Source organism: Lachnoclostridium sp. Marseille-P6806, assembly GCF_900625025.1.
Classification (GTDB): Bacteria; Bacillota; Clostridia; order Lachnospirales; family Lachnospiraceae; genus CAG-791.
Genome location: NZ_LR130577.1, coordinates 47,450 through 66,263, shown reverse-complemented (window position 1 = coordinate 66,263; position 18,814 = coordinate 47,450). Strand labels below are relative to the sequence as shown.

Here is an 18,814-nt window from a genome sequence, read left to right as displayed (position 1 = left end):
GAAAACAGAGTGGAAGTTCTTGTAAAAATGGCGTGCAGTTTTGAGATGTGCAGACAAAATTTGCATTATTTTCGGCCTGCGCTATAATAAATACAGAAAATTTCCGGATCAGAAGAGATCGGAGGTTATCGCGTGATAGATCCGATCGGCTGCTCCGGAATCTGACAGAGAAGAAAAGAACCGTCTCATGAGGGAAGGGCTTTTGGTGTCCTGCCGTGTCTGCGGCAGGCGTTAGGAGTCTTTCCCTTTTTATATCCGGGAAGAAGCCGGGGAAATCCGATCTGCGCGGATTTTGCGGCGCGCCTCGCCGGGAACGCTCCGATATGGAGATTTACAGAGGAGACGGCTGCGTCAGCGGCACAGAGGAGGTGATTGCGTTGCCGGGAGTATAGATTTATGGATTGCGCAGGGAATGGAACAGAAAACCGGAACATGGCAGATGGATGGAGGCAGACATCATGACGACGATAGAAGCGGGAGTAAGAGGAGAAAACACAAAGAACCGGAGACTGCGGAGAGAGGGCTGGATCCCGGTCATTCTCGATCAGCGCAGCACGGTTGATACGGATAACCTTTCCTTGCAGCTGCGGGATACGGAATGCGACAAGCTCCTCCGGGAGGCTACGGTAGGCGGACTGGTGAAGTTGCTGGTGGAGGGGAAAGAGCACAAGGCCTTTATCACGGAGGTGCAGAGAGCGCCGGGGAGCGGTCAGGTGCAGCACATCAGCTTTGAGGAGCTGCGCCCCGGAAAGCCGGTGAAATCAGTCGCCCAGCTTGCCGTGAGCGGCGGGAATGCAAACCGCTTTGAATATATTCTGGTCCGTCAGTCGGTACCGTATGAGGCGGCTGCAGAGGATATGGTCGAGAATATATGTCTGGATCTGGATCGCTATGACAGAGCGATGGACGTGACTGCGGGAGATATCAACCGCGAGCAGAATTCCACATTTCATATTCTGCTGGAGGATGCGCAGGAACTGCTGCATATCCGGCAGAAACCGGGGTGGGGCGCCGGGGAATAAAACGGAACGCTCCGCATGATACAGGAAATTTCCCCTGCGGCCGCTGCAATATCGGCGGCCGCAGGGGTTTTTGCGTTCAGGCCGTCGCGGGTCAGATGCCCGGCGGTAAGCTGCGGGGGATGTGATTTTACAAAGTTCTTACAGGAATATGATAACAGAATTGATCTTTGACCGTTATGATCATAGCTGTTAATAAGGAAACCGTCGGATGTGTTTGAAAACGGAGGAAAATATGAGAAAGTTTATGACAGGGAAGATGGGAAAAGGAATGACGGCTGCGGCGGTGACACTGGTTTCTTCGGCAATGCTGCTCGCAGGCTGCGGCGGAACGCAGCCCGAGACGGCCGCCCCGCAGGAGAGCGCTTCGAATGAGGCGGCTTCGCAGGAGAGCGCGGCGGAAATGCCGGCTGAGCTTTCCGGGAATATTGCAGTCAACGGTTCCACCTCGATGGAAAAGGTGATCGGTCTTCTGTCGGAGCAGTTCATGATGGAGAACAGCGGTGTGACCATCACCTACGACGCCACTGGCTCGGGAACGGGCATCGAGGCGGCGGGGAACGGCACCTGCGATATCGGTCTTGCATCGAGAGATCTGAAAGAGGAAGAAAAGAGCAAGGGTCTTGCGCAGACGACGATTGCAAAGGACGGAATTGCCATCATCGTCAATGAGGCGAATCCGCTGGAGGATCTCAGCGTCGAGCAGATCGCGGACGTCTATACGGGCAGCATCACATCGTGGTCTGAGCTGAGCTTGGCGACGCGGCGCAGGCGTTCTTCGACTACATGATTTCGGAAGAGGTGCATGAGCTGATTGAAAAAGCCGGAGTGGTCCCCGCACAATGAGAAAGAATGAGAAAATGTCGGAAGCGATTCCGCACATGGTGTTCCTGCTCTGCGGTCTGGCAGTGGTTGTCTTTGTACTCTGCATCTCCGTGTATCTGATTATCTCGGGGATTCCGGCCATCCGGACGATCGGTCTGGTGCCGTTTCTGTCCGGTACCGTATGGCGCTCCACAGCGGCCGAGCCGTCATTCGGCATTCTCCCGTTTATCCTGACGAGTATGTACGGGACGGCGGGAGCGGTGCTGATCGGGGCGCCGGTCGGGCTGCTGACCGCATTGTACCTCTCCAAAGCGGCTTCCGCGGGAACGGCCCGCATGATGAAAACGGCGGTCCGGCTTCTTTCGGGAATCCCGTCGGTGGTGTACGGGCTGGTGGGAATGATTGTTCTTGTTCCGTTTATCCAGAGCGCCTTTCATCTGGCGTCGGGCGCGACGCTGCTGGCGGCGATCGTGGTTCTGGCGGTCATGATTCTGCCGTCCATCGTCAGCGTGTCCGTCTCGGCGCTGGAGGCTGTGCCGAAAGAATACGAGGAGGGTTCCATGGCCCTCGGCGCGACGCCGTATGAAATCTATCTGAAAATATCGGTTCCCGCGGCACGCAGCGGAATCGCCGCCTCCATCGTACTGGGCGTCGGACGTGCCGTCGGAGAAGCGATGGCGATCATCATGGTATCCGGAAATGTGGCGAATATGCCGGAGTTGCTCAAATCCGTCCGCTTCATGACGACGGCGATCGCCTCGGAAATGTCCTATGCCGCCGTCGGCTCCCTGCAGAGAAACGCGCTGTTTTCGATCGGTCTGGTGCTGTTTCTGTTCATCATGCTGCTGAACGCGGTGCCCAATGCCATCATGAGGAAAGGGGATACAAAATCACGCTGATGCTGATGCGCTGATTTTGCACACAGCAATTTGTGTCGAAGCCCAAATTGCCTCTGATCGCAGCCGCAAAATCGCTTGTGCGGACCTTTCAGCAAACGAAGAATGCTGTCAGGTAGAGGGACGGCACGAGCCGCAAAGCGGCTCTGAGCCCTGCGCGCTGGCGCTGGGCGATTGCGGTGCGCGCCTCGCAAAAAGCGCTTCGGCATGGAGACTACGCTGTCATGAAAAAAGGCCTGAGACGCAGATTGTGGAACGCGGCGACGACGGTACTGCACCTGTGCGCCGCCGTTACGGTATTACTGCTGGTGTTTCTGATCGGCTATATTCTGTGGCGCGGCCTCCCGTATCTGACGTGGGAGCTTCTGAGTACGGAGAGCAGCTATCTGGAGAGCCGCATCGGCATACTGCCGAATCTTCTGAACACGCTCTATATCATTGTGACGGCCATGCTGATCGCTCTGCCGGTCAGCGTGGGCGCGGCGGTCTATCTGACGGAATATGCAAAAAACAGAAAAATCGTGGAGCTCATCGAATTTGCGGCGGAGACGCTGACCGGGATTCCCTCCATTATCTTCGGCCTTGTGGGCATGCTGATTTTCATACAGCATCGGGAGGGAACGCTGGCCATGGGTGCGGGGAAGTGGCACATGATACGCACCGTCGTTCTGCCCGGCGCGGTGGACGGCATTGTCACGGGCTGCATTCTTGCGGCGGGACGCATGGTCGGGGAATCGGCGGCGCTGCTGTTCACGGCGGGCTTCGACCTTGCCCTGAACAGCTTCTGGAATGCGCTCACGTCATCATCGGCGACCCTGACGGTGGCGCTGTACGTGTACGCGGGGGAACGCGGAGAGACGGAGGTCGCCTTTGCCATCGCGGTCATTCTTCTTCTGCTGACGCTGCTGATCAATTTCCTTGCGGATTACATGGCCGCAAGGCTGAGGAAACAGAGGTAAATATGGAAACTGCCATTCGGACGAGCAAGCTGGATCTCTGGTACGGAACGCAGCAGGCGCTGCGGACAGGCTACGGGGAGAGCCGGCGCTATTCCGAGACGCTCATGGAGCGTCTTCTTTACGCGGCGGTGCGCATGGAGGACGAAAGCGTGCTGCGGCTCTCGGTTTCCCAGCGTTCCATATGGATGCTGTTGCTGGGGATCCTGCAGCCGCTTTTGGTGATGACGGCTCTGGTGGGCGGGATATCGGCATTTTTTTCGGTGCGGCTGTCGGAACGGATTATCCGGCCGCTCAACTTTCTCGATCTGGAGCAGCCGCTCAACAATGCGGGCTTCGACGAGCTCGCGCCTCTTCTGCGGAGAATCAGCAGTCAGCAGGAGGAGCTGACCCGGCAGGAGCGCTTTCTGGATCAGAAGCAGGAGGAGCTGGACACCATACTGGAGTATATGGAAGAGGGGCTGCTTCTGCTGGATGAGAACGGGAAGCTTGTCCGCATGAATGCGGCGGCCCGTGAAATGCTCGATATCCGGGAGGAGCCTGCCGGTAAGACTCTGTTGTCGCTTTGCCGGCAGGGAGAAGAGATAAAGGGCGCGGCGGCGATCCGCATCGGAGCTGAGTCCGCCGGTCTACTCTCTCCAGCGCTGATCGTCGTTTTCTGCTAGCCGGTCCGCCTCCGCGGGGCCGGCACTTCCCTGCGCGTAGGGATAGACGGTCAGGCCCGCGTCGTCATAGAGCGCTTTCAGATCCTCAATGTATTTCCAGCTGAATTCGATCATATCCCATTTGCTGAACCATGACGAATCACCGGTGATGCAGGCGTAGAGCATCCGCTCGTAGGCCTCGGGCGTGTTCTGCCGGAAGATGTCATTGCAGTTCTGGCAGAATTCCATTTTGGCCTTGCTGATGCCGGTCTCTTCGCCGGGCGTTTTGATGTTGAATTCAAGATACACGCCCTCGGTGGGCTGTATTTTAATGATGAGGACATTGGGGTCGGCCGCCGGATTCACCCGCCGGAATGTAATGGCGACCTCCACCTCGCGGTTTCCGCATTTTTTTCCGGTGCGGATGAAAAACGGGATGCCCTGCCATCGTTCGTTGTCGATGAAGAGCCGGAGGCAGGCGTAGGTTTCCGTGTCGGAATCGGGAGCGACTTTCGGCTCCTCCCGGTAGCCCTCGTACTGCCCGAGCACCATGCTGCCCCGGATGTCCGATCCGGCAGCAGGACGGAGGCTTCGTAGCACGGCGAGCTGTTCATCGGCAAGATTCCCCCCGGTATGCTCCAGCGCTGTGATGCTGAGGAGCTGCAGGAGATGATTCTGCACCATGTCTTTCAGGGCGCCGGCCCTGTCGTAATAATCGCCTCTTGTCTCCACGCCGACGGTTTCCAGCGCGGAGATGTGGACGCATTCAATGCTTTCCCGCGACCATGCGTTCTCGATAATCGGATTGTTCTCGCGGATCGCGAGGATGTTGCGGATCATCTCTTTTCCAAGATAATGATCGATGCGGTAGATATTTTCCGCCCCGAAGCGGGATTCCAGCGCGTAGCTGAGGAGCTTCGCCATTTCCAGATCCGCTCCGAACGGCTTCTCCAGAATGATCCGGGGGCTGCGGATATTCGGACAGGCGCTGACGCCGTAGGTGATGGCGTTGAAGAACTGGGGCGCCACGGCATAATAAACCAGCGTGGCCCCGCTTTCCGGCCCGGCGCAGAACGCATTCAGCCCCTCGTACTCCTCCTGACGGGTGAAATCCATCCGGTAATAGCGGATATGGCGGTAAAAAGCGGCGAGCTTTTCTCCGTCGAAGCGGAGGCGGGCGAACTGCTTCAGCCATGAATCAATGACGCTTATGTAGGCGGCGGTATCATAATCCCGCCGTCCGATGGCAATAATGAAAAAATCGTCGCCGAGAAGCTCTCTCTGGCTCAGGTTGTACAGGGCGGGAATCAGCTTCCGGTACGTGAGATCACCGGTCCCGCCGAAAATAATGACAGTTGTTCTGTTCATGCTTCCCTCATATCATGCCGGACCGGGCGGCAAAGCCAGCCCGGTCCGGCGCTCGTCCGGCCCCTCCCGGAGAGGAGGGCTGCTGTCTTATCAATGCTCCGCCGCGCTCCACAGATGATGCTCGGCGCCCTCGCGGTCGATCCGCTCGTAGGTGTGCGCGCCGAAGAAGTCGCGCTGCCCCTGAATGATGTTGGCGCCGAGGCACTCGGCGGAGAGCTGATTCAGGTAGGCGGCGGCGCTTGAGAAGACCGGGAGGGCAAGCCCTGCATGGAGCCCCGCGATGAGGAGCTCCCGGAGGCTTCCGCTGTTGTTCTCCGCCTGTGCGCGGAAGCCGGGGGCGAGCAGCAGATGCTCCGCGCCGCCGCGGCAGGCCTCCATGATATCCGAGAGGAGGCGCGCCCGGATGATGCAGCCCGCCCGGAAGATTGAGGCGATCTCCGCGAGATTCAGATCCCACTGATAGCGCCGGGAGGCGTCGGAGTAGAGGGCGAAGCCCTGCGAATAGGCGATGGACTTGGCGAGGGCATAGGCCGCATGAACCGTCTGCATCGGAACCGGCGCGGCCGCATTTTCTTTTACGATGCCGCGGAGCGCCGTGCGCAGGAGCGTGCTGCCCGAGGTGATGCGGGCCTGATAGGCTGCGGTGAGGAGAGAGGCATTGCATTCCTGCTCCAGCGCCTCGATGCTGGTCCAGCGTCCCGTCCCCTTGTTGCCTGCAACATCCCGGATCATATCGATCAGATCATTTCCGGTGTCAGGGTCTTTCTCCCGCAGAATGTGCGCGGTGATCTCCACGAGATAGCTTGAAACCTCGCCCTTGTTCCAGTCCTCGAGGATATCCGCAATCTCTGCATTTTTCAGCCTGTTCACGTATTTCAGAACGAGATAGACCTCGGCCAGAAGCTGCATATCGGCGTATTCGATGGCGTTGTGCACCATCTTGACGTAATGCCCGCTTCCCTCCGGACCGATATACGCGCAGCAGGGCTCCCCGTCCTTCTTCGCACTGATGGTTTCCAGAATTTCCGCGATGAGAGGGTAGCTCTCCCGATCGCCGGAGGGCATGATGCTGGGGCCTTTCAGAGCGCCCTCTTCGCCGCCAGAGACGCCGACGCCGAAGTAGCGGAGTCCGAGCGCGCGCAGGCGCTCGCTCCGGCGGTTGGTATCGCGGAAGAAAGAGTTTCCGCCGTCCATGATGATGTCCCCCGGGGCAAGGAGAGGGATGAGCTCGTCGATGGTCTGATCCACCGCGCTGCCCGCGGGCACCATCAGGAAGACCTTTTTTGGACTCTCAAGAGAGGCCGCAAATTCCGCGAGGGTCTCATAGCCCGAGAAGCCGGGAATGTTCCGGCCGATGAGGGCCTGTGTCTTTGAAAAGGAGCGGTTGTAGCCGCTCACGGAAAAGCCGTGGCTCAGCATGTTGCGGGCGATGCTGCTTCCCATCACGCCCAGGCCGATGACGCCGATCTGACTCATGATTTCCTTTCTGTCTGCGTACATGCCGCAGAGCCTGCATCATATGGTTTTATAGCTTCTGTTTTCATTGCTCCCGTAAAATAATCGAGACGGCCTCGGGCACCGCCGCGGAGGAAACGCTCCTGCCGAGCAGGCCGTTTTCCGCCCGTTCCATCGACACGAGCGAATGACTGAAGCGGTTCGCGGCGATGAGCCGTCCGTCCTCTGTGAGGACAAAATCCCGCGGATGTCTGCCGCCGGAGGAGCAGGTCTGCAAAAGCCGCATTTCGCTGCCCTCGGCCCGGACGACCGAGAGAAGATCCTGTCCCCGGGTGGAGACATATAAGAGATTCCCCGCCCGGCGGATGGCGGCGCTCCCCTCCGCGGGGAGCTCTCCGTCCGGAAGAAGCGGGAGGCGGTTCACGACGGAAAAGCTCTGCATATCGACGGCGTAGAGCGCGCCGCTGAGCTCCCCGATCACATAGAGAAAGCGCAGGTCCTCCGAAAAAACGCCATGTCGGGGGCCGGCTCCGGGCTCAAAGCCGATGTTGCCGGTGATCCGGAAGCGGATTCGGTCCACGAGCACGATCCGATCCAGAAACAGGCAGGGGACGAGCAGCCATTCGCCGAAAGGGAGTGCCTGATGCGCACCGGCATGATCGGCGATCAAAAGCTGCGCCGCCAGTGTGAGCACCGGGTCGTCTTTGGAGGCATCCGCCCGGATCGCGCTCAGCACTCCGGTGTGGTAATTCGCGGAATACAGGAAATCACCGCCCGCGCAGAGATAGCAGGAGCTTCCTCTCTCATAGGCGAGAGCCTGCACACGCTCCCCGTTCGGCCGGAACAGGGCGATGCCGGCGTTGTCGTCCGGATGGATTTTCGGAACCGTGGACGGAAGGGACTTGGCTGCAAGCTCGGCAGAAAAATCGACGGCGGCCGCGATCATACCGTCAAAAAAGCACAGATATTTCGGATTTTCAGCCCGGGCGAACAGGGCGGCTTCGGAGAGGATCCCGTCCCGGCACTGAAAGCGGTAAATGCCCTGACTGCCGGAGCCGGTGTAGGTTCCGGCATAGCCTGTATAATTCATGAACGTCACCATGGAGAATAGTGTGAAAAATCACGCTGATGCGCTGATTTTTACACAGCTATTTGTGCCGAAGCCCAAATAGCCCTGATCGCAGCCCCAAAATCGCCTGCGCGGACCTTTCAGCAAACGAAAAATGCTGTCAGGTCAAGGGACGGCACGAGCCGCAAAGCGGCTCGGAGCCCTGCGCGCTGGCGCTGGGCGATTGTGGCGCGTGCCTCGCACAAAAGTGCTTCGGCATGGAGGATTGCTGTCATTTTACCACGGAAATCTTAGCATGACGGGAAAACAGCGTCAATGAAAGAGCTCTGCGGAGCGGCATGGCGTTTCTGATCCGGAGATCGGAGATTGGAAAAACTGGACTGTTCAAAAATACATAAATTGGAACTTTAAGTATATCCACTTCGGCACTATACTGAGTGGCATCCAAGGAGGTGCCAAATGAGTACGGAAAGAGAAGAAAATGTCAGGAAGAATGCAGGAGAAGCCGCGGGAACAGGCTCTGCGCGTGTAGAGGAGGCGGGGCGCGGTCAGGATCGTCTCCGCAAAGCCGTGTTTGCCGGTGTCTTTGCGGCCCTGACCTTTATAGTATTCACCTTTTTATCTATCCGGATCCCCACGCCGGGCGGCGGACAGGTGTCGGTGCAGCTCGGCAATGTCTTTGTGGTTCTGGGAGCCCTGTTTCTGGGCGGATATTACGGAGGAATCGCGGGAGCGCTGGGGCTTACGATTGCGGATCTCGTCGACCCGGCCTATATCGCGGAGGCGCCGATCACATTTATCATCAAGCTCCTGCTGGGCCTTATCGTGGGGGTGATCGCACACCGTCTGGGCCATATCACGCGGGAGAGCGATAAGGGAAAGGTGATGCGCTGGGTGATCATCGCCAGTGCGGCGGGACTCCTCTATAATGTAGTCTTTGATCCGACGCTCCGCTATTTTTACAAGATCCTGATTCTCGGAAAGCCGATGGCGGAGGTGTCGTTTGCCATCAATTTTGCGGTCACGCTTGTCAACGCGGCGGCATCTCTGGTGGTCGTCATTCTTCTCTACTGGGCGCTTCGTGTGCCACTCCGCAGAGCCGGTCTGTTTTTTCGTCTCTGAGCCGAAAATGACAAAAGTTTAACGATAATAAGGGGCAAAACCACCCTGCTGCGGCTGCGGCAGGGTGGTTTTGTTTTTTATGATATACAATTCAAATAAAGGAAGAAAATATGCAGAGAACATGATACACTGCAATCAAAAGGGGTTTTGTATACAATCTCAGATCCGAAGCGGCGGCAAAGGGGCCCGTGCGGGAGCTCCGCCGCGAAAACCGCCGGTAAACAGACCCGCCGGCGGGCTGCGGATCCATCTTTCTTTTTTATCGGAGGTATCGGAATATGTACGGGTTCGGCACTATGATTGAAAAGCTGAAAGCGGATCCGAAGACCATCGTCCTGACGGAGGGAAAGGATGCCCGCATTCTGGAGGCTGCATCGCGGCTTCTGGCCAGCAATTTCCTCAAGCCCATTCTGCTGGGCAATCCGGAGGAAATCGCCGGAGCGGCGGAAGAGGCCGGCTACAACATCCGGGGGGCGGAGATCATCAATCCGGAGGATTATGATAAATTTGACGAGATGGTTGAGGTATTCTGTGAGGTTCGGAAGAACAAGGGCATGACGGAGGAGAAAGCGCGCCCGATTCTCCGTCAGGCGAATTATTTCGGAACGATGCTCGTCAAGATGGGACTGGCGGACTGTCTGCTGGGCGGCGCGACCTACTCGACGGCGGATACGGTCCGTCCTGCGCTGCAGGTCATCAAGACAAAGCCGGGCAACAGCGTGGTTTCGTCCTGCTTCATTCTGGTGCGTCCCTCGGCGACGGGCGACAATGAGGTTATCGCGATGAGCGACTGTGCCATCAACATCAATCCGACGGAGGATGAGCTGGTTGAGATCTGCGGGGAGACCGTGCAGTGCGCGCGGGCGTTCGGCATTGACCCGAAAGTGGCGTTCCTCTCGTTTTCGACCAAGGGCTCCGCGCATGATCCGTCGGTGACCAAGATGCAGAACGCGACGAAAAAAGCGCAGGGCCGGTATCCGGATGTTCCGATTGACGGTGAGCTGCAGTTTGACGCGGCGGTTTCTCCCCGCGTGGCGCGGCAGAAGACGCCGGACTCCAATGTGGCGGGACACGCGAACACCTTTATTTTCCCGGATGTCAATGCGGGAAATCTTGGTTATAAAATCGCGCAGCGTATGGGAAATTTTGAGGCCTACGGCCCGATCCTGCTCGGCCTCAACGCGCCGATCAACGATCTGTCGCGGGGCTGCAATGCGCTGGAGGTTTACTCCATGGCGATCATCACGGCGTCGCTGGCCTGAGCGGCGCCCGCATAAGCAGTTCCGCCGTGCGAACAGACGGAGCCGGGGCTCAGAACTCGCGCCAGAGACGGTAGAAATTGATGTCTCCGGTGGTGCTGGGCTCCGGCTCCCGGTCCTCTATGGAGGGAACGCCGTTCCCGACGAGACGGACGCCGTCCGTCGAGCGGGAGGCTGTGACGTTCTCCAGACGACCGGCCAAGGCGTCCTGCTCAAGCTGCGGAAGAGAAACTCTTTGGCGCGTATCGTAGATCGCGCCTATTTTTTCGCCCTTGCGGGTAAGGAAATATTCTGCTTTCATTTTTTATCTGATCATACTGTGCGCTTCCGGAATATGTCAGCGCTACTATAACACAGATGCGGACGCTGATCCAGCGCAAGGAATAGGCGCTCTCGCGGACGGAGGAAGAGCCGCAGGCGGGACTTTGAGTTATATACGACTAACCTTTTTCTGCTTTTGATGTATTTTCCTGTTGACAGACCCCGACGCCCATGGTAAACTTCAACTAAGTTAGGCAGGACAAACTCAATGAGACAAAGAAAAGTACCTGATGAAATGAATCAGGTGAGGCTGGCCCGGAGAACTGAGCACTCCCCGCATGGTAGGCAACAGAAGTCTCATCGGTGTCTGTCGGAGCCGGTATCGGTATCAATATTGACCCGCACAGTCAATTTGATATAAACCCCTTCTCCTATGTAATAAGTTGATGTAAAGTTGATGAAGCAAAAGTCCCGTTCATCCGGAGCATACGCCGGGTGGGCGGGATTTTTGTATGCAAGCGGGAAGTCTTGCGGGCCGCTGCGCGGAGAATGCCGCGGCGGTTTGACAGGAGGGCCTGTAAAGTGTCAGTATGTCTGTGGCTGGAGCAGAGACAGGGAGCCGCTGCCCGTGCCGTACATAAGGAGGAAACGATGGAACGACTGATCAATGAGCTGACAGTCTCCGGAACGGAGATTGTCAAAAAGCTGGTGATGGCGCTGCTGATTTACTTTATCGGGCGCTTCGTGATCGAGCATCTGATGAAGCTGTTTGATAAGCTGGGGAGTGTCCGCTGGGTGGAGCCCACGGTCCGGAGCTTTGTGGGGAATCTTCTCCGGACGCTTCTCTATGTGCTTCTGCTGCTGTCGATCATTGCGGTGCTCGGCGTTCCGATGGCGTCGATTGTGGCGGTGCTGGCCTCTGCCGGCATTGCGGTGGGGATGTCCCTGCAGGGGTCTCTCGGAAATCTTGCCGGAGGACTGATGCTCATGATCTTCCGTCCGTTCAGTGTGGGGGACTATATTTCGGCCTCCGGAGCGGACGGCTCGGTCCGCGAGATTACGATTTTTTACACCACGCTGAATACCCCGGACAACAAGAGGGTTATGATTCCCAACGGAGCGCTGATGAATGCGAATGTCGTCAATTTTTCCAGAGAAGCGACCCGGCGGGTCGATATGAGCTTTGTCACCTCGCGAGGGGAGGATGTCTCGGAGGTGGAGAGGCTGTGCCGGGAGGCGGTCTTTGAAGTGGAAAAGATTCTTCGGGAGCCGGCCCCGGAAATTCATCTCGATAAGGCGGGAGAAAATTTCTATTCTTTTACGGTAAAGGTCTGGGTCAGAACAGAGGATTACTGGGAGGTATATTACGATACGACAAAGAGAGTGACGGAGGCGCTGAGCCGCTCAGGCGTCCGGCAGCCGGAGACGCATCTGGTGTCTGCGGGAACGTGATGCGGTGCGGGGAACGGCGCGTCGTACGGGCTCGGGATTTCGGCCCGGCACAGCGGTCGTCACACAGCGGCGGGAGCGCCTCCGCTGCCTCCGTCATTGCCGCTTTGGTCACTGCCGCGGCGCAGGAAGCCGGGGCCTCCGTCCGGATCGGCAGGGCCGCCCGCCGCGAGGATGTTGTGCTGAAAGTTCGTGAGATCGACCATGCGGAAAAATGCGGCAAAGAGATCGATCACATCCTCCTTTGAAAGGAGCAGCTCCTCGTTTGCGGCGGTCAGATAGAGGAGCGTGTCGATCTCGTCGCGCAGCGCTCTTCCGGCGAAGGAAATATCGCCGCCTTCGTCCGGGGAGGGGTAATTCAGGAAAAATATGTCGTTTGCAAGCGCCCGGGACAGAAAGCCGTCAAAATCGGGGAAGCGATAGCGGAGCTTTGCGAGCTGCTCAAAATGCCGGGCAAAGCAAATATCGGGCAGAGTAAGCGCCCGGCGGCAGAAAACGGAGACGGAGGCGCAGCTTTCCTCCGCCCACGCGATGATTCGCCGGATGCGCTGCAGATGGGCGTCGCTGTAATCCGGCCCGGGACAGCCGAGCTCCTGCAGACGGTCGGCAAAGGGGCGAGAGCTGTCCGCCATGACGACGGTCATGCGTCGGCAGAGCGCCGGCGGTATCTCTCCGGAGGCGGGCGCCCTGGGGAGATCAAAGGAGAGCTCCTGCGTCACAAGGCGCATGGCGTCCGGGTTGTCCCAGAGAAGCTCCAGCGTGTGCTCACAGGCGTTTGCGCAGGCGCATTCCGGACCGCTTTCCGATCTGTGCTCCGCTTCGGGCTCCGCCCCGCTTCCCTGCCGCCGTGGACGCCGCGGGAAATACCGGCATACGCCGGCCAGCATATCGCCGCCGCATTCGGCGTGCAGTCGGCAGAGGCCGTCTTCGTCCAGCATGCGGCAGCGTCCGGTGAAATCCGGCGAGAGCAGGGCAAAGCGTCCCGGGTCGCCGTAGGGAATGCGGATGAGGGAGACATCGAGCTGCCGGCGGAGCCTCTCCGTGCAGGCGAGACCGACGAGGCGGAAATATTCGTCCTGCGTGATGGCGATGGCCAGACCGTCGCAGCAGGTGTGACGGCAGCGGCCTCCCTTGCAGAGGAAGTCCTTATAATAGGCAGGGACGGTGAAGACAGTGCTTTTTCTGACGGAAGAGTCCGGGGCGTGCATGCGATATCCTCATGAGCTGTTATTTTTCGGAACGATTTTAGCATGTCCTTTTGAGGATGAAAATAGCTTCCGAAAGCAAAAATGTTCGTATATGCCTTTTTTTTGGATGAATATGCTCAAAAAGCAGAGGCGGCCTTGTTATTATTATAAGGAGATCTTATGCTTCGTGCCGTTTCCGCGGCGGCCGGGATCGCGTTTTCTTAAAATTATGCAGGGGAGGCTCTCACATGTTATTTCAGGTTTACGGGGAAGGATCCATCTGGCAGGTGCTCGGATGGGTTCTGGTTTTCACGGCGCTGATCGTCGTCAACGAGATCGCGCGGCGTACCAAGGCGGGCGGCTACACGGTATTTCTTGCCATTCCGGCCGCCCTTACGGTCTATTTTATCGCCATCGCCGCCGGAGCGGCGGCGGGAGCGGACTGGGCGCTGAACAATCAGACCTACATCCACATGAACAGCTGGTTCCACTATGCGAAGCTCTATGCGGCGACCATTGGCTGCATCGGCTTCATGTTCCTTAAATATAATGTCTGGATCGGGAAAAAAGCGTGGTTCAAGCCGTTCCCGTTCATTATCGTTGCGATTAACATTCTGATTGCCGTCGGATCGGATTTCGAGAATGCGATCCGCGGCTCCATCGCGCTGGCCGAGACCGGCAGCCGCTGGTGGCTCTCCTCCGAGGGCGTGTGGCTCTACGGCGGCTGGTGGAACTGGGCGAACGGCATTGCGGGACTGATCAATATTTTCCTTATGACCGGCTGGTGGGGAATCTATTCCTCCAAAAAGCAGCAGGATATGCTGTGGCCGGACATGACGTGGGTCTATATTCTGGCGTATGATGTCTGGAATTTTGAGTACACCTATCTCAATCTTCCGACGCACAGCTGGTACTGCGGCCTTGCTCTGCTCCTTGCACCGACCTTTGCCGCGATGTTCTGGAACAAGGGCGGCTGGATTCAGAACCGCGCCAACACGCTGGCGATCTGGTGCATGTTTGCGCAGGTGTTCCCGCTTTTTCAGGATCAGGGAATCTTTGCGGTGCTGCCGCGGATGTATACGGACGGCGTGATGGATCCTCTGGCTCATCCGACCGCTGCGGCGGATGCGGGTGCGATGGGCTTTGTCGCGGTGCTCTCCATCGGTGTCAATGTGGCTTGCGCGGCAGCTCTGATCAAACGGTCAAAGGCGCGCGGGATCAATCCGTACAGGAATGAGATCTGGAAAGGTACCAGAGATTTTGAAGAGGCGATGGCGAGAAGAGAGGCATAACGCGGCGGATCGGTCCGGCCGCGGGCAAACGGGATAAACGCTGAGACAGCAGAAGCATAAAGCATAAGACGGCAGACATGACAGAGGGAGCCGGGGCAGAACGCCCCGGCTCCCTCTGTCATGTCTCAGCAGTTCTGTCTGTATCATCCGGGCCGCCGCATTCCTGTCCGATACGGCGAATCAGCCACGGGAGCGCCGCCTCAAAATGGACGCCGTAGCGGCGAAGCGCGGGATCCGTGGGGGTGAGGCGGATACATTCGGCGGTGAAGTCGACGGCCAGCGCCATGGCCCGGTCGATCGGGAGCCCCCGCACCAGCGCGCCGGCCATGGTGCTGGCAAAAATATCCCCCGTGCCGTGAAAGGCCGGCGACAGGAGCCGGGTGTAGTGAGCATGGAAACGGTTCTCCGACCGGTCGAAGCAGAGCGCGCCGATCTGCCGCCGGTCTTCGTCTGCGGCTCCGGTCAGAACGGCATAGCGGGGACCGAGCTCTGCAAGCCGGCGGAGGAGCGCCGCGGATTCTTCGCCGGAGAGCGTTTCCCGGTAAGAGATGCCGGCGAGCAGACAGGCCTCCGTCAGATTGGGCAGGATGACATCGGCGGAGGCGCACAGCTCTCGCATGGACTCGGGAAAGCTGCGGTCAAAGCCGGTGTACAGACGCCCGTGATCTCCCATGACGGGATCCACGATGCGAAGCACGCCGGGGGAGGCGAGGTCAAACAGCTCCTCCACAAGGCGGATCTGCTCGTGGGATGCTAGATAACCGCTGTATACCGCGTCAAAATGGATTTTTTCCTGCCTCCAGTGCCGGAGAATGCCGGGAATGTCCGGCGTCAGATCCCGAAAGGTGAAGTCGGGGAACGCCGTGTGCGTCGACAGCACGGCCGTGGGGAGGGCGGCAGCCTCCGCGCCGAGAGCGGAAATGATGGGAAGAGCGACGGAGAGCGAGCATTTTCCGACGCAGGAAATATCCTGTATGGTTGCGATTCGTTTCATGAAAGCAGCTCCGCTTTTATATAAATATGAAAAAAATCCGATAAAGCCGCCCGGCAGGCAAAGACGCGCGGAAATCGTTTGGTAACAGAATACAGTATACCCGATATACGCGAAATGTCATAAATATTCCAAAAAGAGGATGGAATATTGTGATGAATTTATGCGTATTTTTACTGGAAGTTAGGAGGAAATAACTGTATACTACTGCTGTAAGTTAACTATGATTAACCGGAATGCTTCATCAGAGGAGAACATGACATGTTTCCATTACAGCTTGCAGAGCCCGGAAAGAGCTACCGCATCCTCAAGGTAGGCGGCGGAGACCTTGTGCGTCATCATCTGGCGGAAATGGGATTTATCGGCGGTGAGGAAATCACGCTTGTAAACCTCAATAACGGCGGCGCGATTGTGAACGTGAAAAACGTGCGGGTTGCTCTGAATGAGGATCTGGTAAAAAGAATCATGGTCTGAGGAGGGAAGAGATGAAGACATTGAGCGATGTCAAGGTCGGCGAGGACTGCAGGGTACTGAAGCTCCACGGGGAGGGACCCGTGAAGCGCAGGATCATGGACATGGGGATCACAAAGGGCGTGGAGATTCACGTCCGCAAGGTTGCGCCGCTCGGGGATCCGATGGAGCTCAACATCCGCGGATATGAGCTGTCTGTACGCAAAGGCGACGCCCAGATGGTGGAGGTGGAATAATGTCGATTAAAATTGCTCTTGCAGGGAATCCGAACTGCGGTAAGACGACGCTGTTCAACGCGCTGACCGGCTCCAGTCAGTATGTGGGAAACTGGCCGGGCGTCACGGTGGAAAAGAAAGAGGGCAGGCTGAAAGGCGAGTCCGATGTCGTGATTCAGGATCTTCCCGGCATCTATTCTCTTTCCCCGTACACGCTTGAGGAGGTCGTCTCCCGGACCTATCTCGTCACGGAGAAGCCGGACGCAATTCTCAACATTGTGGACGGAACCAATATCGAGAGAAATCTGTATCTGACCACGCAGCTCATCGAGCTGGGCATCCCGGTCGTCATGGCGGTCAACATGATGGATCTCGTCCGCAAGGCGGGCGACCGGATCGACATCGGCGAGCTGGGAAAGAAGCTCGGCTGCGAGGTGATCGAGATTTCCGCGCTGAAAAATGAGAACAGCCTTGCGGCGGCAAAGAAAGCGGTCGAGGCGGCGAGAACAAAAAAGGTATCCGCCGTCCCGCAGATCTTTACCGGTAAAATTGAAGAAGCGATCACCGGCATTGAGAAGCTGACCGGCGGGCTGGTGGATGCACGACTTCAGCGCTGGTATGCGGTCAAGCTGTTTGAGCGGGATGAAAAGGTTGTGGCTTCGCTCAGTCTCAGCGCCGCGCAGAAGAGCGAGATCGAGAGGCTGATTTCGGCGGTGGAGAAAGCGGAGGACGACGACGCGGAATCCATCATCACGAACGCACGCTATGAATATATCACCGGAGCCTGTGCGGGCGCGGTGAGGAAGTCCGCTCCGAAAGGTTCGCTCACGGTCTCCGATAAGATTGACAAGATTGTCACGAACCGGATCCTTGGCCTGCCGATCTTTGCGGTCGTCATGTTTCTTGTCTACGCCGTCGCGATGGGCGGCTGGAGCGTCTCGATCGGTACGGCTGCGACGGATTTCACAAATGATGTGATCTTCGGCGAGTGGGTTCCGGCATGGTTCGACGTAATCCTCGGCGCGGTCGGCGTCGCCGAGGGCTCCGTCCTGTACGGCTTGATTCAGGACGGCATTGTCGCCGGCGTGGGCGCGGTGCTCGGCTTTGTCCCGCAGATGCTCGTACTGTTCCTCCTGCTCTCCATTCTGGAGGACATCGGCTACATGTCCCGTGTCGCCTTTGTCATGGACCGTGTGTTCCGTCAGTTCGGCCTGTCGGGCAAATCGTTCATTCCGATGCTGGTGGCGACCGGCTGCGGCGTGCCCGGCGTCATGGCTTCCCGCACCATTGAGAATGACCGGGACCGCAAGCTGACGGTCATGACCACGACGTTCATGCCCTGCGGCGCAAAGCTTCCGATCATTGGACTGATCGCGGGCGCACTGTTCCACGGCAGCGCCATGGTGGCGGCCTCCGCCTACTTCATCGGCATCGGCTCCATCATTGTCACGGGCATTATTCTGAAAAAGTTCAAGGTTTTTGCCGGTGAGCCGGCGCCGTTCGTCATGGAGCTTCCGGCATATCATGTGCCGTCCGGCGTGGGCGTGCTCCGTGCGACATGGGAGCGCGGCTGGTCGTTCATCAAGCGTGCAGGCTCCGTCATTGTGCTTTCCTCGATCCTGATTTGGTTCCTGTCGAATTTCGGATCGGTCAACGGACACTTCGGAATGGTGGAGAATCTCTTTGCCGATGAGACGATCGTTACGGAGGCGGCGGTCGAACAGATCGCGGACAGAATGGATATCTCCGTCGATGAGGTGAACCCGATGGATGCGTCGATTCTTGCGGGCGTGGGCAATGCCGCATCCGTGGTTTTCAAACCTCTCGGCTTCGGGAGCTGGAAGCCCACGGTGGCGACAGTGACCGGTCTTGTGGCCAAGGAGGAGGTTGTCGGAACGTTCGGCGTGCTCTACAACTATGACGATTCCGAGGAGGAGCTCAGCGAGGAGGGCGATCAGATCTGGGGACGCATCGCCGCCGATTATACCGTGTTCTCGGCCTTTGCCTTCATGTGCTTCAACCTGCTGTGCGCTCCCTGCTTTGCGGCGATCGGCGCGATCAAGCGGGAGATGAACAACGCAAAGTGGACGCTCGCAACGGTCGGCTTCCAGTGCCTGTGGGCGTATGTCGTGGCTCTGATCGTCTATCAGATCGGCGGCTTCATCGGCGGGGAGGTCGCGTTCGGCTTCTGGACGGTGGTGGCTTTTGCCGTGGCGGCCGGCATTATTTATCTGCTGCTCCGCAGGGGCTATCGGCCGGATGAGAGCACACGCTCCCTCACATCGGTGGAGGCGAGCGCCGGCTGATTGTCTTCGGGAAAAACAAAGTGTTTTGG

General features: G+C 58.0%; 18 protein-coding genes. 12 read left to right on the top strand and 6 right to left on the bottom strand.

Annotated features, from left to right (window positions below; genetic code table 11):
* Positions 1-458 precede the first annotated feature (458 nt).
* The 5 genes from E0E20_RS05875 (at position 459) to E0E20_RS05855 (ending at position 4,361) form a co-directional block, all read left to right on the top strand.
* Complete coding sequence (locus E0E20_RS05875; RefSeq protein WP_165444003.1) at positions 459-1,022, top strand: hypothetical protein; 564 nt, start codon at positions 459-461, stop codon at positions 1,020-1,022.
* Positions 1,023-1,254: 232 nt separating this feature from the next.
* The gene (locus E0E20_RS05870; RefSeq protein ID WP_130837288.1) at positions 1,255-1,809 is read left to right on the top strand and encodes a substrate-binding domain-containing protein; all 555 of its coding nucleotides are present in this window, start codon (positions 1,255-1,257) and stop codon (positions 1,807-1,809) included.
* A 52-nt stretch (positions 1,810-1,861) separates the two neighbouring features.
* Entirely contained in the window at positions 1,862-2,743 is an 882-nt protein-coding gene (gene pstC / locus E0E20_RS05865) for a phosphate ABC transporter permease subunit PstC (RefSeq protein WP_130837287.1), read from the top strand.
* Between the two features lie 221 nt (positions 2,744-2,964).
* The gene (locus E0E20_RS05860; protein ID WP_130837286.1) at positions 2,965-3,699 is read left to right on the top strand and encodes a PstA family ABC transporter permease; all 735 of its coding nucleotides are present in this window, start codon (positions 2,965-2,967) and stop codon (positions 3,697-3,699) included.
* Between the two features lie 2 nt (positions 3,700-3,701).
* On the top strand, positions 3,702-4,361 hold the full coding sequence (locus tag E0E20_RS05855; RefSeq protein WP_130837285.1) for a PAS domain-containing protein: 660 nt from the start codon (positions 3,702-3,704) through the stop codon (positions 4,359-4,361).
* Here the strand turns inward: E0E20_RS05855 and zwf are convergent.
* The 3 genes from zwf to E0E20_RS05840 all read right to left on the bottom strand — a co-directional run bounded on the left by zwf (position 4,326) and on the right by E0E20_RS05840 (position 8,253).
* Complete coding sequence (gene zwf, locus E0E20_RS05850) at positions 4,326-5,708, bottom strand: glucose-6-phosphate dehydrogenase (RefSeq protein ID WP_130837284.1); 1,383 nt, start codon at positions 5,706-5,708, stop codon at positions 4,326-4,328. The two genes, E0E20_RS05855 and zwf, sit on opposite strands and share 36 nt — an antisense overlap.
* Before the next feature lie 90 nt (positions 5,709-5,798).
* On the bottom strand, positions 5,799-7,208 hold the full coding sequence (gene gndA, locus E0E20_RS05845; RefSeq protein WP_242622676.1) for an NADP-dependent phosphogluconate dehydrogenase: 1,410 nt from the start codon (positions 7,206-7,208) through the stop codon (positions 5,799-5,801).
* A 40-nt stretch (positions 7,209-7,248) separates the two neighbouring features.
* Positions 7,249-8,253, bottom strand: coding sequence for a lactonase family protein (locus E0E20_RS05840; RefSeq protein WP_165444002.1), 1,005 nt, complete (start codon positions 8,251-8,253; stop codon positions 7,249-7,251).
* 438 nt (positions 8,254-8,691) lie between these two features.
* On the opposite strand from E0E20_RS05840, the gene E0E20_RS05835 reads away from it, so the two are divergent.
* Positions 8,692-9,354 carry an ECF transporter S component gene (locus tag E0E20_RS05835; protein WP_130837282.1) on the top strand — a complete coding sequence of 221 codons (663 nt, stop codon included), beginning with the start codon at positions 8,692-8,694 and terminating at the stop codon, positions 9,352-9,354.
* Positions 9,355-9,632: 278 nt separating this feature from the next.
* Positions 9,633-10,616 (top strand): phosphate acetyltransferase, encoded by a 984-nt coding sequence (gene pta, locus E0E20_RS05830; RefSeq protein WP_130837281.1) that lies wholly within the window; start codon positions 9,633-9,635, stop codon positions 10,614-10,616.
* A gap of 49 nt (positions 10,617-10,665) precedes the next feature.
* On the opposite strand, the gene E0E20_RS05825 is transcribed toward pta, so the two are convergent.
* The gene (locus E0E20_RS05825; protein WP_130837280.1) at positions 10,666-10,914 is read right to left on the bottom strand and encodes a hypothetical protein; all 249 of its coding nucleotides are present in this window, start codon (positions 10,912-10,914) and stop codon (positions 10,666-10,668) included.
* 611 nt (positions 10,915-11,525) lie between these two features.
* Here E0E20_RS05825 and E0E20_RS05820 point away from each other — a divergent pair.
* A complete protein-coding gene (locus E0E20_RS05820) occupies positions 11,526-12,326 on the top strand; it encodes a mechanosensitive ion channel family protein (protein WP_165444001.1) in 801 nt (266 codons plus the stop codon).
* Between the two features lie 59 nt (positions 12,327-12,385).
* Here E0E20_RS05820 and E0E20_RS05815 read toward each other — a convergent pair whose 3' ends face one another.
* The gene (locus E0E20_RS05815) at positions 12,386-13,531 is read right to left on the bottom strand and encodes a hypothetical protein (protein WP_130837278.1); all 1,146 of its coding nucleotides are present in this window, start codon (positions 13,529-13,531) and stop codon (positions 12,386-12,388) included.
* A 227-nt stretch (positions 13,532-13,758) separates the two neighbouring features.
* Here E0E20_RS05815 and E0E20_RS05810 point away from each other — a divergent pair, with 227 nt between their 5' ends.
* A complete protein-coding gene (locus E0E20_RS05810) occupies positions 13,759-14,802 on the top strand; it encodes a DUF5692 family protein (protein WP_130837277.1) in 1,044 nt (347 codons plus the stop codon).
* Between the two features lie 118 nt (positions 14,803-14,920).
* Here E0E20_RS05810 and E0E20_RS05805 read toward each other — a convergent pair whose 3' ends face one another.
* Positions 14,921-15,796, bottom strand: a complete 876-nt coding sequence (locus E0E20_RS05805; RefSeq protein WP_130837276.1) for a pyridoxamine kinase — start codon at positions 15,794-15,796, stop codon at positions 14,921-14,923.
* A 258-nt stretch (positions 15,797-16,054) separates the two neighbouring features.
* Here E0E20_RS05805 and E0E20_RS05800 point away from each other — a divergent pair, with 258 nt between their 5' ends.
* The 3 genes from E0E20_RS05800 to feoB are packed head-to-tail and all read left to right on the top strand — an operon-like array spanning position 16,055 to position 18,785.
* Positions 16,055-16,267, top strand: a complete 213-nt coding sequence (locus E0E20_RS05800; RefSeq protein WP_130837275.1) for a FeoA family protein — start codon at positions 16,055-16,057, stop codon at positions 16,265-16,267.
* Between the two features lie 11 nt (positions 16,268-16,278).
* Positions 16,279-16,500, top strand: coding sequence for a FeoA family protein (locus tag E0E20_RS05795; RefSeq protein WP_130837274.1), 222 nt, complete (start codon positions 16,279-16,281; stop codon positions 16,498-16,500).
* Complete coding sequence (gene feoB / locus E0E20_RS05790) at positions 16,500-18,785, top strand: ferrous iron transport protein B (protein ID WP_130837273.1); 2,286 nt, start codon at positions 16,500-16,502, stop codon at positions 18,783-18,785. The genes E0E20_RS05795 and feoB overlap by 1 nt, the downstream gene beginning before the upstream one ends.
* The last annotated feature ends 29 nt before the right edge of the window (positions 18,786-18,814 follow it).